General features: G+C 59.3%; 9 protein-coding genes and 1 pseudogene. 6 read left to right on the forward strand and 4 right to left on the reverse strand.

What is annotated here, in order from left to right:
* Window positions 1-20 precede the first annotated feature (20 nt).
* The gene (locus AC07UX_RS10115; RefSeq protein WP_495191880.1) at window positions 21-2,429 is read left to right on the forward strand and encodes an alpha-L-rhamnosidase-related protein; all 2,409 of its coding nucleotides are present in this window, start codon (window positions 21-23) and stop codon (window positions 2,427-2,429) included.
* A gap of 168 nt (window positions 2,430-2,597) precedes the next feature.
* Window positions 2,598-4,112: a carboxylesterase/lipase family protein gene (locus AC07UX_RS10120; protein ID WP_495192271.1), complete on the forward strand. Its 1,515-nt coding sequence runs from the start codon at window positions 2,598-2,600 to the stop codon at window positions 4,110-4,112.
* 25 nt (window positions 4,113-4,137) lie between these two features.
* Here the strand turns inward: AC07UX_RS10120 and AC07UX_RS10125 are convergent, their stop codons facing one another.
* A complete protein-coding gene (locus AC07UX_RS10125) occupies window positions 4,138-5,196 on the reverse strand; it encodes a LacI family DNA-binding transcriptional regulator (RefSeq protein WP_495191881.1) in 1,059 nt (352 codons plus the stop codon).
* A 68-nt stretch (window positions 5,197-5,264) separates the two neighbouring features.
* Here AC07UX_RS10125 and AC07UX_RS10130 point away from each other — a divergent pair, with 68 nt between their 5' ends.
* The gene (locus AC07UX_RS10130; protein ID WP_495191882.1) at window positions 5,265-5,417 is read left to right on the forward strand and encodes a hypothetical protein; all 153 of its coding nucleotides are present in this window, start codon (window positions 5,265-5,267) and stop codon (window positions 5,415-5,417) included.
* Window positions 5,418-5,526: 109 nt separating this feature from the next.
* Window positions 5,527-6,351, forward strand: a complete 825-nt coding sequence (locus tag AC07UX_RS10135) for a helix-turn-helix transcriptional regulator (protein WP_495191883.1) — start codon at window positions 5,527-5,529, stop codon at window positions 6,349-6,351.
* Window positions 6,352-6,390: 39 nt separating this feature from the next.
* Here AC07UX_RS10135 and AC07UX_RS10140 read toward each other — a convergent pair whose 3' ends face one another.
* Window positions 6,391-7,815: an MFS transporter gene (locus tag AC07UX_RS10140; RefSeq protein WP_495191884.1), complete on the reverse strand. Its 1,425-nt coding sequence runs from the start codon at window positions 7,813-7,815 to the stop codon at window positions 6,391-6,393.
* A gap of 115 nt (window positions 7,816-7,930) precedes the next feature.
* Here AC07UX_RS10140 and AC07UX_RS10145 point away from each other — a divergent pair, with 115 nt between their 5' ends.
* Both AC07UX_RS10145 and AC07UX_RS10150 read left to right on the forward strand, forming a co-directional pair.
* Entirely contained in the window at window positions 7,931-9,922 is a 1,992-nt protein-coding gene (locus tag AC07UX_RS10145) for a cellulase family glycosylhydrolase (RefSeq protein WP_495191885.1), read from the forward strand.
* Between the two features lie 49 nt (window positions 9,923-9,971).
* A complete protein-coding gene (locus AC07UX_RS10150; RefSeq protein WP_495191886.1) occupies window positions 9,972-13,178 on the forward strand; it encodes an alpha-L-rhamnosidase in 3,207 nt (1,068 codons plus the stop codon).
* A gap of 126 nt (window positions 13,179-13,304) precedes the next feature.
* On the opposite strand, the pseudogene AC07UX_RS10155 reads toward AC07UX_RS10150, so the two are convergent.
* Both AC07UX_RS10155 and AC07UX_RS10160 read right to left on the reverse strand, forming a co-directional pair.
* Window positions 13,305-13,538, reverse strand: a pseudogene (locus AC07UX_RS10155) (transposase); the annotation flags it as partial.
* 557 nt (window positions 13,539-14,095) lie between these two features.
* Window positions 14,096-15,316, reverse strand: a complete 1,221-nt coding sequence (locus AC07UX_RS10160) for a Ca2+-dependent phosphoinositide-specific phospholipase C (RefSeq protein ID WP_495191887.1) — start codon at window positions 15,314-15,316, stop codon at window positions 14,096-14,098.
* Window positions 15,317-15,319 lie beyond the last annotated feature (3 nt).

Below are 15,319 nucleotides of genomic sequence, written 5' to 3' on the forward strand. Positions count from 1 at the left end.
CTATGAAAGTGGGATAGGATATGATGTTTGTTCCAGCCGTTCGGTCCGCTCTGGCGCTGCTGTTGCTCTGGGCCGTGCCCGCGAACGCGCAGGATCTGACGCACTGGATTACGGCCGCAACAACGGCTGTCGCCGACAGGGAAAATAATCCGATTGCACTGCAATTTCGACATGAACTGTCCCTGTTGCGCAAGCCTGCGCGCATGCCGGTCAGGATCAGCGCCGACCACCGCTTCATCCTGTTCGTCAACGGCAAGCGGGTTGCGCAGGGTCCCGCGCGTGGCGACCGCCAGCATTGGCGATATGAAATCGTCGACCTGGCGCCCTTTCTGAAAACCGGGTCTAATGTCGTTGCTGTTTCGGTGTGGAGCGACGGGAAATATGCCCCGCTGGCGCAGCTGTCGGGCGGCCGGACGGCCCTTTACATTCGGGCGGTCGATCCCGCCCAGCAAAGACTGATCGATGGGCCAGCGGGATGGCAGGTCCGGGTGGACCGATCGCGCAGCGTTGCTGCGGGCATGGCACAACTGATCGGTGAGATCGGCCAGACCTTCTATGCCGCAGGCGGGCCGGAAACCATCACTGCGGCATTGCAGGCGACCGACTGGTCCACCATTCGCTCGACGCTCGCGGACTGGCAGCCCGCCATCGCTCTGGATGCTCGTCCTGCCACTCTCTCGCTGGTGCCTGACACGCTGCCCCAAATGACCTATCGGTCAGTCCCGAGCGGTAAGGTGGTACGCGCGACAGGGGTACGCGCATCGCTCTTCCCATCTAAGCCTGTCATAGTGCCCGCCAATAGCGAGGCGGCGATACTGGTTGACGCCGGTCGCGTCTTGGCCGCCTATCCCGCGCTATTTGTATCAGGCGGCGCTGGCGCGCGCGTGACGTTGAGCTATGCCGAGGCGCTTTACGATCCAGCACGAACGATCCAGGATAACCGTGGCCGGCCAAAGCCCGTGCGCTTTGCGGATCGCGCGCGCGTAGCCGATGGAAAACTGCTTGGCTTGACGGATATGTTGGTTCCCGACGGTGGGGCCAACCGGCGGCTTGCACCTTTCTGGTGGCGCACATGGCGCTTTGTCGAACTGCGGATCAAAACAGCGGCGCAGCCGCTCACGCTTGAGCGCCTGGAGACCTATGAAACCGGCTATCCCTTCGAACGCAGGGGCCGGTTTGTCAGCAATGACCCGCAGTTAAATGCGATCTGGGATATCGGTTGGAAGACGGCCCTCATTGACGCGCATGAAACCTATATGGACACCGCCTATTGGGAACAGTTGCAATATATTGGCGATAGTCGGATTCAGATGCTGCTGTCCTATGACGTTGCGGGCGATAACCGCTTGGCCGTGCAGGCGCTCGAGGCCTTCGATCACAGCCGCGTTGTTGAGGGACTGCCGCAATCGGCTTGGCCTGAAACCAACAAGAATGTGATACCGCCCTTCGCACTGTTGTGGATCAATTCGCTGCATGATTTCTGGATGCGGCAACCCGATAAAGAGGTGCTGCGGCGAACATTGCCGGGAACGCGCTCGGTCATAGACTGGTACAAGGACAATCTCGACGTAAACGGCATCGTCCAGGAAAAGTCGGGTTGGCCATTCATCGACTGGATCGGCCATCTGGATGGATGGGATGTACGCGGTGGCAAAGGGCCTCCCAATTGCGTCATCACGATGCTTTATTATGGTGCGTTGCGGGATGGTGCAGACCTGGAGCGGGCCATAGGCGATCGCGCGCGTGCGATCGCCTATGGCGATCAGTCGACTGTCGTTAGGCGCAGCCTTGATGCGCAATGCTGGGACGCAGGCAGGGGGCTTTATGCTGACACGCCGGCTCGGACACAATTTAGCCAGCATGCAGCGATCCTGGCTGTGCTTTACGATCTGGTTCCGGCTGACCGGCAGAAAGCGATGCTCGACAAAGTGACCGTGCCCGAGGGCGGACTGGCAGCGCCGGAGGGCATTTTGGCGAGCACCTATTATTTCTCCTTCTATCTGGCGCGCGCACTGGACCATGCCGGCCTTGCCGATCGCTATCTCGCAATGCTCAAGCCTTGGCGGGCGATGCTTGCACAGAATTTCACGGCTTTCCCCGAAATGCCCGATCCGAGCCGGTCGGACACCCATGCGTGGAGTTCGCATCCGACCAGCGGCCTGCTGACCTATGTCGCTGGCATCCAGAGCGATGCCCCCGGTTTTGGCAAGGTGGCGATCCGTCCCCATTTAGGGGATCTAACCAATCTCGACGCTGCCATGGCGCATCCTTTGGGGTTGATCGAGACGCATTATGCGCAAGCGCACGGGCAATTGACCGCGACTGTCACTTTACCCGGCACGCTGTCGGGATTTCTCGAATGGAACGGGGTCCGCCAGGACCTGCGTCCGGGCATCAATCATATCGCAATGAATAGACCGGAACGCTGATCATGGGATCGGACGCTGGAACTTAAGGAGGAGGAGAGGATGTTCGACCGCAGGCATTTCATGGGCGGTGGCGTGCTCGCACTGGGCGCAAGCTGCGTTCCGGCGCTGGCGAAGTCGGGATCGGCAAGACCGATCGCAATCATCGGGCAGGGGCGCATCCAAGGTATCATGGAGCGGGGCGTATGTGCCTTTCGCGGCCTTCCCTATGGCGGTTCCGTTTCATCGCCTGTCGCGCGTTTCCGCGCACCCCCGTCGCCCCCGTCCTGGACCGGGGTACGGGATGCCGGATTATATGGCGCGCCTTCCGTACAACCCGGCGCCAAACCTGGCATCAATGAGCCGGCTCCTGCGGAAGACTGCTTGTTTCTTAATGTCTGGACGCCTGCGCCGGACGCTGCGAAGCGTCCGGTAATGGTTTATTTCCATGGCGGCGGATTTACCATCGGCTCAGGCGCGCGCATTGGCCAGAACGGCGCCAACCTCGCCCGCAACCATGATGTGGTAGTGGTCGAGAGCAATCATCGGCTCGGTATTTTCGGCTATCTCTATCTGGGCGATCTGTTGGGCCCCGACTATGAAGGCAATCAGGGGTTGCTCGATCTGGTTGCCGTATTGCGGTGGGTCCATGACAATATCGAGGCGCTGGGAGGCGATCCGGACAACGTCATGATTTTTGGGGAGAGCGGCGGCGGCGGCAAGGTGACTGCGCTTTATGGCATGCCAAGCGCTGCCCCCTATTTCCACAAGGCGTCGATTGAAAGCGCGATCGGCCCCAATGAATGGTCGACAGACGAAGCGACGGAAACCGCGCGAGCCATGATGAGGGCCTTCGGGTTGAGCGACCCGCAAAAGCTGCTCACGTTGCCGACCGCCCAATTTCTGGCCTATCAGACTGGCGGGCAGGATCAGTCCATACCCGGCGCACGCATGCCGGGTCAGCGTCCGAATCGCCGCGACCAAGCCTTCTGGCCCATGATTGACAAGCGGACATTACCCGAACTGCCCTTCAAGGTCCGCGCACCGGCGATCTCTGCCCAAAAGCCATTGATCGTTGGCGGTTGCAAGGATGAGGCCGTATTTTTCCATTTGGCAGACACGCCCGCCTTCTCGCTGGACGAAGCGGGCCTGATGGTCCGGCTCAAAACCGCACTGGGCGATCAAACAGATGCGTGGTTGCAGACCTTCCGACGCACGCGACCAGATGCGTCACCTTCTCAACTATTGATGGCGATCGAGACGGCGGCGCCTTGGCGCGCCCATGCTGTGCATCTGGCTGAGCAAAAAGCAGCCGAGGCGGCTGCTCCAGTCTATGCTTATCTGCTCGATTATCAGTCGCCTGCGCCTGTGCCTGGCACAACCTATCCTATGGGATCACCCCACGCCGCAGATATTCGCATGAAATTCAACAATGTTCGCGCAGAAAGTGAGGCGCCTGCAGATCGTTTCAATGCGGACCAGTCTCCTGGCCGCATCCAGACAAGCGCGAACATGAGCGCGTTGTGGGCCAGTTTCGCTCGCACGGGAAAGCCATCCCTGCGCGGAGCAGATGCATGGAAACCCTATAGTTTGGAGCGGCGCGAAACCATGCTGATCGACGCGCAGTGTCGCCTAGTGTCTGACCCCGAGGGCGAAGAGCGGATATTCTGGCAGACGCAGGCTGGGAGCAATCGATTGAAGGCGTGATCCTGCGCGCCGCCTCGGACACGCTTCATGTGCGAGGCGGGGCAGTGGTCGACGCACGGACGACAAGGTTGAAGTCGAAGGAAATGAGCCGCTTCTTGCGTTCAGGCGTGAGCAGCTGGCCTACGGCCGCGCGCGTCATTTCTGCCAAAGGCTGGTGGATCGTGGTGAGGGACGGCCAGATATGTCGCGACAATGGGCTGTCATCGAACCCGCAGACCGAGAGATCCTGGGGTGCGCGCAAACCGCGCATGCCCGCTGCTGCGATAACGCCGGCTGCCATGGTGTCATTGGACGCGAAAATGGCGGTCGGCGGTTCCGCCTCGCTGAGCAAGTCGTGGCCTGCTGCAAGGCCTGAATCGAAATTATAGTCACCTTGCCGGATCAACGCATCGGTCCTTGGCAGTCCAAGACGATCGAGCGCTGTCCAGAAGGCCTGAAGTCGGCGGTGAGCCGAGGCATGGCCGATATTGCCGACCAGGAACCCGATGCGGCGATGGCCCAGTTCGGCAAGATGACTGACCATCGCATGGGTGGCGCTCTCGTCATCCATGGTCACTGCGGCCGACCGATCGAGTGCAACGGCAGGCGATAGCCTGGTGTAGCCGATCCGCACGGCGTCGAGAGCGTCGAGAAGGATGCTGTTGTCACATGCGGGAGGGAGGAGAATGGCAGCATCGACGCGCAGATTGGCTACCGCGGTGCGCGCAGCAGCGACCGACGCCAGCATTTCGGGCGTGAATTCCTCTATTACGAGGCGGTAGCCGCTTTTATGGCATTCCTCGATCGCTGCGAGTTGAATGTCCATCATATAGTTGGAGCTGAGTTTTTCGAAAATAAGTCCCAAAGTATAGGAACGGCTGCTCGGAAGCGAGCGGGCGCTGGCACTCGGTACGAAAGCCAGGCGGTCTATGACTTCCTGAACCCGTATTCGTTTCTTTAGGCTGACATGCTTCTCGCCGTTCAGGACGCGCGATACCGTCCTGATCGAGACGCCGGCTTCGCGCGCGACATCTACGATCGTGATTGCAAGCTTGCCGGTGGCCTGACCGTCGGTATCCTGCTCGTCCCGCGCCGGTTCCACCATTGCGTTTATCCTTTTGCTTTTTGGTCGCGCCGCAATGGTACGCGAGGATGCTATGCGTCTGTGGATTGATGACGGCTGTCAATATCGTCTCTGCACAAATTAGAAATATCTCATTATATGGTATTGATTATCAAAGATTGACATTTGACGACGTCGGTATCAAAAAATCAGTTAGCAACCGGAAAATCGGACTCGGCATCGCCGGTGATAGAGGAGAGTGATCTTGAAAATATTTTTATTACTCAATTCTGCCAACGTTGGCAGTTTCGATAATTGTCGTGACTTTGCGCTTGCCGATGGAGCGCACTGTGACACGCGGGCCTGTATGCAATGAGCCGCTTGCCCTATCGATCGGACTGGACCGCACCATATGTCGATGCTGCTGTTCACCGAGCCATGTCCCACGCCTCGCTGCTTTGTGTACTGCATGGCCCTGACGCTCGACCGGATGCTGGCTGGTATGTTTTTCTCTTCGATGAAGGTGTGCAGAGCGCGGTTCGTCAGGGCGAACACCTCATAGTCGCTTATCTGGAGCCTGATGAGGCCGACCCTGGCTTCAGCGGCCGGATTGTGGGCATGGTGCATGAAGATCTGATGGCGAGCTGGTGGGGCGGCGACCGATCCGTGCCATCGATAGCGCCCGGCAGCTATTTTCCGACAGCTGCGATGGAAGCACTGATCGCCGCCACTGCTCGAATGGAAACGACCAGCCCCGCTGCCCGACTTCGCGCCGAGGCGCAAACACAGGAGCTGCTCTGTGAGACGATGGACGCGTGGCGCTCTAATGCGTTGGTTCCGACCGGTGGCGAGATGGTGCTGCACCGCGAAGAGCGGGAGCGCCTGACCCGCGCGCGTAAAATGATCGAAACGCAGTTCGCCGATAAGATTACGATCGAAGGCCTCGCGCGTGCCTGTGGGCTGGGACGAGCTCGCCTGATCCGGGGTTTCAAGCTACTGTTCGGAGAGACCGTCGCTGAATGTCTGGCAGAAAGACGGTTGCAGGCAGCGGCCAGCGCTCTCAGGCGCACCAGGCAACCTGTTTCACAAATCGCTTTCCAGTCCGGCTATCTCAGCAACGCAGCATTTACGCGCGCGTTTGCCCGGCGCTTCGGCGCTGTACCCAGCGCCTTCCGGGTAGCGCCGCTTGCGGCTTGAACGTCGCGGTGCGCGGGGCATCACAAGGCGGCCATTGGATCAGGGGCGTGCGATAACGCCATCCTCGCGCACGGCTTGCCCTTCTGCCGCCGCCAACTCCGATACAATCCGCTCATGAACCCCCAGGCGCAGGGGTGACAGCAATGTGGCAAGCCCGCTTCCTATAAGCCCGGCGGCCGACAATCCTGCCATGACGAAACCGATGCCGGAAATTGTCATTGGGCTCATTGGCGCATTGGCATCATAGCCGATCCACGACAGCAACAGTCCATAAAGTGCGGCGGCCAATCCGAACCCTGCCTTTTGGAAAAACATGAACAGGCCAAACAGAAAGGACTCTTGTCTCGACCCCCCACGCCACTGCCCATATTCGACGGTATCGGGCAGAGTGCCCCAATAGCCGACTTGTACCCCCACCGTGACCACCTGCATCCACATGAAGAACAGGGACGCGCCGACTGAAGACGTCGGGCGGATCAAAAGAAATGCGCAAAGACCGCCCAGCCCCATTACAATCGCGGTCAGCCACATGGCTCGCTTGCCGATCCGCCGGCCCAATATCGCCCAGACCGGCGCCAGAATCAGGGCGATCACGGCGCTCGACGACAATGCGTAGCGAGCGCTGGCTTCATCCTCCACCACATATTTGAAATAATAAAGCAGAGATTTATTGAGAGCCGTCGTCGAGATCGTGGCACACAAAAGCCCAGCGGCAAGCGTCAGGAAGGCACGGTTGCGCAGGACGCTGCCGACATAGCCAGTGTTTGCGTTACTTCGCAGGACGTCATGGTCGACTGGCGGCTCGCGCGTCGATGCAAAGGATACCAGAAACGCGATGCTTGCCAGCAATCCGATCAATATGGCGACGAGAAACAAGCCAGTTGCCTGATTGCCCTCACCGAGCGCAGCCGCCAGCGGCTGGGTGGCAAAGCCGATGGTCGCGGTTGCACTGGCGCCGAACAGCATGCGCAGCGATGCGAGCGTGGTCCGCTCGTCCGATCGCGATGTCAACCGCGCGCTGAGCGACGCCAGCGGCACGGCGACAAGGGTATAGCAGACGCGAAATAGCAGGTGCACTGCAAGCAGCATGGCCACCAGCGCTGAGCCCTCCAGCGGCGGACGCCAGTAGAGCAGGGCGAAGGACGCTGCGAGAGGGAGCGCACCGACGACCAGCCAAGGACGATAGCGGCCCCAGCGGGTATTCACCCGGTCCATTGCGGCTCCGGCCAGCGGATCGATGACGCCATCGAAGATCGACGCTACCATGTAAATCAGGCCCGCAGTAACCACAGGAAGGCCGATGATATCGGTGTAGAAGAACAGGAGGAAGAAGGAGATGCTCTGCCAGTACAGGTTGCAGCCATAGTCCCCAAAAGCATAGCCGATTTTTCGGTGGAGAGGCATTTGCTGCGACACGGTATGATAACTCCCTGACTTTTGTGGATCTGTGCCACCTCCCTGCATGGAAGGCACGGCCCTTATCGTCCCCTTCTATGCTGAATGGTCGTTTGGCTTGCTCCATCGGTACCTTGGGCCGGCGATGGCTTGCCGGGGCACGGGGGCATGGCAATAGAGCGCCATGACCATGCAAGCCATTATGCCGACCTGTGATCCTCTCCTTGTTGAGGGCGCTCATTTTGTGGACACAGCGGGGCGATCGGTGATCCTGCGGGGCGTCAATTTGGGCGGGGATTGTAAGGTACCATTTCCTTACGGCGGGACGAATTATCCAAGTGACTTTTCCGATCATCGGACGGTGTCATTCATCGGACGCCCGTTCCCCCTGGACGAGGCGGACGCTCATCTGGAACGTCTGCGTCACTGGGGCTTCAACGTCGTGCGGCTGCTCACGACCTGGGAAGCGGTCGAACATGCAGGGCCGGGACTCTATGATCAGGACTATCTCGACTATCTTGCAGAAGTGTGCCGCCGCGCAGGCGAGCATGGCCTCTATGTCTTTGTGGATTTTCATCAGGACGTATGGAGTCGGATGACCGGGGGAAGCGGTGCACCAGGTTGGACATTCGAAGCCGTAGGCCTGGATTTCACCCGTTTCCATGCCGCCGACGCGGCGCATGTCATGCAAAATGTCTATGATTATGCAAAGGGCGGGTGGCAGGATGCCTATCCACAGATGAGCTGGGGGGCCAATCATCGGCTACCCCCCACGGGCATCATGTGGACGTTGTTTTGGACCGGCCGGATATTTACGCCACAATTGCAGGTGGACGGACGCAACGTGCAGGATTTCCTGCAGGGTTGCTATCTTGGGGCGATGGATGCGGTGGCGCGTCGGGTCGCGCATCTGCCAAACATTATCGGCTTTGACACGTTGAATGAACCCGTAACCGGGTGGATAGGCCGTTCTCTAAGTTACCGCCATGTCGCGCCGACGGCCCAAAACCCGCTCCGCCCTCGCATCGGTCTAGCCATGTCCCCGCTCGATTGCCTGCTCGCCGCGCGCGGCGTGCCGGTGGAAGTGCCGTTGGTGGAGCGCGACCTTGTAACCGGGGCTTTGTCAGCCGATCGTCGACGGCTGGTCAACGCAGCGGGCGTATCGATCTGGCAGAATGGGGTTGATTGTCCGTTCGAAATCGCCGGTGCCTACCGTTTGGCGGAGGGACGAGCGATCGACGTGCGCGATGACTTCTTCGAGCATGACGGCGGCCGGGCCTATGATGTCGCTCGTGACGCATATCGGCCACTGTTCGAGGATGTCGCACGGACGATAAGGCGACATAATCCCGATTGGGCGATCTTTGCCGAACTTGAGCCTTACGCAGGGCTGTCGGGCAAGGGTTTCCCTGACCGGATGCCTGAGCGGTCGGTTAACGCCAGCCACTGGTATGATTTCTCGACCCTGTACACCAAACGCTTCTCACCAGAAGCCGCATATGATTTTAGTACTGGTGAAACCGCCTATGGCCGCGACGCTCTGCGCGACGTCTATTGCGCCCAACTTGGGCGCATCATGGAGCATGCCGAGCGCTTTTCGCCAGATGGAGCGCCAACGCTGATTGGCGAATTTGGCATACCTTATGATCTTGAACATGGCGCTGCCTTTGCTGCCTGGCGGGCCGGCGATCGAAGCGATACACCTTGGGAACAGCATATCGGCGCCTTGTCGCTCATGTACGAAGCCATGGACTCGCTTCAGATCCATTGCACCCAGTGGAATTACACCGCCAGCAACCGCAACGATCTGATGATTGGAGATGGTTGGAACCAGGAAGATCTGTCGATTTTTTCTGTCGATCAGATGGACCGGCTCGAAGATCCCGATTCAGGCGGACGCGCGATCGCGGGTTTCTGCCGCCCCTACGTCCGTCGCGCCGCGGGGCTGTTGCAGGAAATGCGTTTCGACACCAACAATGCTTGTTTCGAATGCCGGATCGCCGCCGGATCATGCGGCGCGGTGAGCGAAATATATGTGCCGCGCTTCCACTTTAGGGACGATCCGCTGTTCGAACTGATCGAAGGCGACTTCGCCATAACATTCGATCGTGACAAGCAACTGGTTCATCTGACAGGTGAGGGCAACCTGCATCTGCGCGTCTCGGCGCAGACTTGATCGGTGCCACTGGCGCCTGGAGAATGCAAACACACAAGGATAATGCCCGATGCCGGCAAAAATCAATCGTCGCTCCGCCCTGAAACTGGGCAGCGCGGCCGGGGCTGCCCTGGGCTTGGCCGCCCCTGCGGTAGCACGATCCGCCCCGGCGCTTGCCGTCTTGGACATGCGGGTGCAACAGCTTGAACGTCCGATCGGTATCGACAGTCATGCCGTCCGCCTGAGCTGGCGCCTCCAGTCGAACGAACGAAATGTGATGCAGCGCGACTATCGTGTTTGCGTAGCCAGTTCTCCAGCACTATTGCAAGCCGACCGACCTGATCTGTGGGACAGCGGGCAGATCGAATCTTCAGCCTGTTTTGACGTTGCCTATAAAGGGCGGCCGCTGCGTTCGCGCGAACGTGCCTTTTGGCGCGTGACCATCTTGGACACCTTCGGGCGCCGCGCATCCAGCGATGTGTCATACTGGGAAATGGGATTGCTGGAAGCATCGGACTGGGCTGGCCAATGGCTTGCCTGTGAAACGCCAATCCAACGTGCGAACCGGATGGCTGGTCTGACATGGGTGCAATCGCCGCAGGCCGCGCCGCACAAATCATCGCATCTGCATATGTCCTTCGATCTGCCGGCAGCGGCGCGACTGTCCATTCATATCGGGTCCAGCCGGATTGCCACCGCGACTTTCGATGGCAAGGATCTGCCTTTTCCCTATCGCGCGCCCTTCGCATGGGGGCCGCCTCCGGTAGAGCAGTTCGACCGAGCGGCCAGGGCAGGTCGCCATGTCGTAACCGTTGCAATTCCTGCCGGCGATGGACGCGACACGCCGAATTTTGCAGTGTCGGTCCGTGCGGAAATGGAAGACGGGTCAGTTGGCTATTTCAACACTGATCGGGCCCGTCTTTCCGAGCAGGCACCGCTGGGCTGGCATGACCCGGATTACGATGCTTCTGGCTGGCTGGAGGCCCAACGCTGTGACCATCAGCCCCAGAGCTGGCCGGGGGGCGGCGCCTTCATGCTGCGCAAATCATTTAAGACAAGAGGAAAGATCAGATCGGCGCGGCTTTATGCCACAGCGCTTGGAGCCTATGAATTGCGTCTCAATGGCAAGCGTGTCGGCGATGCACTGTTAGCGCCCGAATGCACGGATTTTCGCAAACGGGCATATTATTGCACCCATGATGTGACGGACCTGATTATCGCGGGCGACAATGCCATAGGCGCGTGGGTCGCCGACGGCTGGTATGGCAGCTACAGCGCGCCTGCAGGCCGCTTCCCGTTCGGCGATCCGCCGCTGCGTTTTTCAGGTCAGCTGGAAATTCTGTATGAGAATGGAGATCGCGAGATCATCGCCAGCGATGCATCCTGGGCGATCAGCAAATCGCCGATCGGCATGGCCGAAATCTATAATGGCGAAGATTATGACGCCCGCCAGGAACAGCCGGGATGGGACTGCCCAGCCTTTGCAACGGAAGCGACCTGGACGAACGCGACGCTGGGTGATGCGCCCCAAATCATTATCGGGGCGATGGAAGCGCCGCCAATCAGGGTGGTGCGTACATTAAAGGCGCGCACGGTCACGGAGATTCGCCCGGGCGTATTCGTCTTCGACTTCGGCCAAAATTTCGCGGGCCTGCCCCAACTGCGTGTCAGGGGCGCTGCGGGAACAAAAGTCGTCATGCGGTTTGCCGAAATGCTCAAGGCTGGTGGCGAAATTGACCAGGCCAATTTGCGTGCCGCTCGTGCCACCGACACCTATATTCTGCGAGGCGAGGGCGATGAAGTCTATGTCCCGCGTTTTACATATCATGGCTTCCGCTGGGTCGAACTGACCGGCTTCCCCGGACGACCGACTGTCGAAGACCTACAGGCGCTCGTGATTCACAGCGATCTCGACGAAACCAGTCTTCTTGATGTCGATAACCCCCTGATTCAGGCATTGTGGCACAATGCGCTCTGGAGCCAGCGGTCCAACTTCATGGGCATACCGACCGACTGTCCCCAGCGCGATGAACGATTGGGATGGATGGGGGATGCCAACGTCTTCTGGGACGCAGCGGCGTTCAATATGAATGTCGCACCTTTTACCCGCCGCTTCATGCGCGATGTGCGCGACTGGCAGGCGCCCAATGGCGCATTTCCTGATTTCGCGCCACGCGGTGGGCCGTTGCCAACCGATGCCACGCAATCCAGCCCAGGATGGGCCGATGCGGGCGTGATACTGCCCTGGACCAGCTTTCTGCGGTCGGGGGACACAGCCGTTATCGACGAAAATTGGCAGGCGATGCAACGCTATATCGCCAATATCATGGCCAACAATCCCGATCATGTGTGGGCCAACAAACGTGGCCGCGATTATGCTGACTGGCTGGCTCTGGACGCTGCGAAACCAGGCGATCCTACTACTCCCAAGGACCTTGTCGGTACCGCGACGTACAAGCATAGCGTGGACGCAATGGCGCAGATGGCGGCGGCTACGGGGCGTAACGCGGCCCATCAGGAATATGCAGCGCTTAGCCGCCAAACCCAGTCTTCCTTTGCGCGCGCCTTTATCCAGTCTGATGGGACCGTAGGCAACGGGTCGCAGACCGGCTATATCCTGGCGCTGAACTATGATCTGGTTCCTGCAGAGCTGCGTTCCGCAGCATTTACAAAGCTGGCCGCCGATATTCGAAAGCGTGGCACATTGTTGTCAACCGGCTTTCTGGGGACGCCCGGGAGTCTGGACTGTCTTGCAGCGGGCGGTTTCAACGGCTTGATTTATGATCTTCTGTTACGCACCGAATTCCCTTCATGGGGATATATGGTCTCGCGTGGCGCGACGACGATCTGGGAACGCTGGAATGGTGATGCAGGCGATGTCGCCATGAACTCATTCAACCATTATGCACTCGGCGCGGTCAGTGGTTTCATCATGCGGCGCGTTGCCGGGATTGCGCCGGTCGAACCAGGCTTTCGCACCTTTCGTTTTGACCCAATATTCGATGCGCGAGTGCCAAGATGCAAAGCACGCTATGACAGCGTCTTAGGGCCGATCAAGGTCGAATGGGAACGGTACGACAATCGCTTTTCGCTTGAAATAGAGGTTCCACCCAATAGTCGGGCAATCGTGCGACTACCCATTCCTGCGACATGGCATTTGAGTGTAGATGGAAGCGCTGTTGAAACAAGCAGCGTTATAAACGACTTGGGACGTCATGAAGACGCTACCGACATGACGCTGGGTGCAGGACGGTTCACAATCCTCGCGGTCGCATGAAGTGGTAATTACCAAACATACGGCCAGCCATATATGTATAGGACTAAGATCAGGACTCATGGATTGATCCACAAGATGACGGTTGCAGCGATGCAGATGGCGGACATGAATGTGTGGGTGCATCGATCAGTAGCGGGTATGGATGCGCTGCAAGTCCTTCAGCCTGCCCAACATATTCTCGATCCTGTGGCGTTGGCGATATAGCACAGCGTCGTGTGGGGTGGGGATCTTCCGGTTCCTCTTTGAGTGGATGAAGGCCGCGATGTTGCGTTCGGCAAGCGCGTTGCGAAACCAGTCGGCGTCATAGCCACGATCGCCGAGCAGGGCTTTGGCGTGCGGCAAAGCGTCGAGCATCAGGACGCCCCCGTTTGTAGTCGCTCATCTGGCGCTCGCTCAGCAGCATGACCAATGGCCTGCCCTTCATCGACCCGTGGGACCCCGTGTGACAGCGGGAAATATGGCTCGATCCGGCGCATCTGCGCCTCCGACAACCACATCAGATCACTCATGGCGACCCCTCCTGACGCCGCCATTGAATCAACCAATCACCTGTTCGGCGAGAGATTTAACAGGTCCTGAACCTAGGGTCAGGACCCATTGATATGACTGACGCAATCTGATTCAGGATCTGCGAGGAGATTGAAGATGATCGACCTGTATTGGCGGCGTCCCAACCCTGGCCTTCTGGTTTTTATCCACAGGTCCGCTCTTGATCGAAGATAGCACGAGACAGTCCCGCTTCGAGTGGGAGCGGTGCGGCTGGACATTGCGAATGACAGTTCCAAGGCAATCCAATGTTGGATTTCGAACCGCACCGGGTCTTCCGATGGCTCCAATGTAAGGCCGACGAAGATAAACTACGGCTTGTTCCTGAAATCCACCGCGCCGCGATGTTGGTTGCGGCGCGGCAAAGAACGTTATTGAGATGTCGCGCAATGCGCCGTTACCGCATTGCAGCGCCAGCCTTTGGCGAAGGGAGCGAGATGGTAGGAATTTGCGTAGATGTTGGGCGCTGTGAGATAGTCGGTCGAAACAATCTGTGCGCCACTGGTCAACGCTGAGTCCCTGCGCGCGACGTCATTTTTTCTCGCGTCGGCGGTGTCGATGTCCGCGCGGGTACGAACCAGATATCCCTTCTTCACCGCGTCGCGGATGTCGGCACCACGGGTCAGTGAATTGTCGAACAACATGAACGCCGTGTGGGCCATGCCAGCCTGGCCCTGAACAAAGGCCATTCGGCCTTGCAAAGAGGGGCGCCCGTCCAGATAGGGCGCGAAGGCGGGCAGGTTCATGCCCGGCACCAGATACAGGAACAGGAATTTGCCGCGCGCTTGCGCCACGGTAGGCCAGCGTTTGGCGAGCGCCGCTGCCTCCAATGTCGCCATGTCGCCCCGCAGGTCGTCAGGCGTGAAAACCTTGTCCCGGCCCAGGATGGAGCGGATGGCGTCATCCACTTCCTCAAACGCCGCCTTGTCGAAGGGCGGCACGACTGCTGCGCCTGGAATGACTTTGTCCAAGCCAGATAATTTGGGCTCCAGCAGGATGAAGACCGGGCTGTGATCCGGCTCCGAATCCGACCATTGTTTCAGGATCGTCAGGCAGGATTTGAGTGTTGGGCATTGGCTACGAAAATCAAGATCGGCGACATGGAAGACCTTCATGCCTGGCTTGGACAGTTCATCGCGATAGATAGGTGCAAGGTCGGTTGCGCCCTTTTCGCGCAGTTGCCGATAAGGCAGCGGATCGGCATAGGCGCCCCCCATTGGATCGGGCTGCATGTCGATCTCCAGGCTGCGCACGCCGCTGCGCAGCTGCGCCTGGAGCGGCATCTGCACATAGTCGAGTGTCTTGGCCATATCGGTGATGCCGCCCGGATGTTCGTCCTGCATTGCCGCCGCCTTGTCGGGTGACAGGGTCTTGACCATCGATTGCATCAGCTTGGAGAGGCGGGGTGCCATCAGCGACATGACGCGCGGGTCCGCGGGCATGGCATAGCTATTATGGGTGCCAACGACCTGGATCTGGTTGATCCGCAGCGAGTCTTGGGCCGACGCGGTGCCGGGGTTCGGGGCCTGCGCCACCGCCGCGCCTGCAAGAAGCGTGGCGGCGGCCAAGCTGCCGATGATATGGTTTTTCATGAT

It is taken from the genome of Sphingobium sp. GW821-FHT02B05 (assembly GCF_059421905.1).

Excerpts from the sequence above, each read along its gene's own strand:
- AC07UX_RS10145 (WP_495191885.1), top strand. The coding sequence starts at position 7,931 with ATGACCATGCAAGCCATTATGCCGACCTGTGATCCTCTCCTTGTTGAG.
- AC07UX_RS10135 (WP_495191883.1), top strand. The coding sequence starts at position 5,527 with ATGAGCCGCTTGCCCTATCGATCGGACTGGACCGCACCATATGTCGAT.
- AC07UX_RS10125 (WP_495191881.1), bottom strand. The coding sequence starts at position 5,196 with ATGGTGGAACCGGCGCGGGACGAGCAGGATACCGACGGTCAGGCCACC.
- AC07UX_RS10140 (WP_495191884.1), bottom strand. The coding sequence starts at position 7,815 with ATGCAGGGAGGTGGCACAGATCCACAAAAGTCAGGGAGTTATCATACC.
- AC07UX_RS10115 (WP_495191880.1), top strand. The coding sequence starts at position 21 with ATGATGTTTGTTCCAGCCGTTCGGTCCGCTCTGGCGCTGCTGTTGCTC.
- AC07UX_RS10150 (WP_495191886.1), top strand. The coding sequence starts at position 9,972 with ATGCCGGCAAAAATCAATCGTCGCTCCGCCCTGAAACTGGGCAGCGCG.
- AC07UX_RS10130 (WP_495191882.1), top strand. The coding sequence starts at position 5,265 with ATGACGGCTGTCAATATCGTCTCTGCACAAATTAGAAATATCTCATTA.
- AC07UX_RS10120 (WP_495192271.1), top strand. The coding sequence starts at position 2,598 with ATGGAGCGGGGCGTATGTGCCTTTCGCGGCCTTCCCTATGGCGGTTCC.
- AC07UX_RS10160 (WP_495191887.1), bottom strand. The coding sequence starts at position 15,316 with ATGAAAAACCATATCATCGGCAGCTTGGCCGCCGCCACGCTTCTTGCA.